This is a genomic window from uncultured Arthrobacter sp. (assembly GCF_947493765.1).
Lineage (GTDB): Bacteria > Actinomycetota > Actinomycetes > Actinomycetales > Micrococcaceae > Arthrobacter_D.
The window spans coordinates 1-207 of record NZ_CANLSZ010000030.1 but is presented as its reverse complement, the minus strand read 5'-3'; the positions used below and the strand labels follow the sequence as shown (position 1 = coordinate 207).

Here is a 207-nt window from a genome sequence, read left to right as displayed (position 1 = left end):
AGGAGTGATCGGGCGATGTAGTTGGTCAGGTTGCGGAAGCCCAGGGCGGAGCCGCGGAGGTGCTCGAGCCGGCCGTTGATGGCCTCGGTCGGACCGTTGGATGTGCCGGGCCGGTCGAAGTAGGCGAGGACGTCATCGGCCCTCTGATTCAACGTCCGGCCGAGGCGTCGGAGCTCGACGAGGGCGTCAGGGACGCCCGCACGCAGG

At 69.1% G+C, this 207-nt stretch carries 1 protein-coding gene; it reads right to left on the bottom strand.

Going from position 1 to position 207, the window contains the following annotated elements; all coding sequences use genetic code 11:
• The coding region (locus Q0747_RS13880; RefSeq protein WP_298255641.1) for a transposase at positions 1-207 on the bottom strand (207 nt) is incomplete at both ends.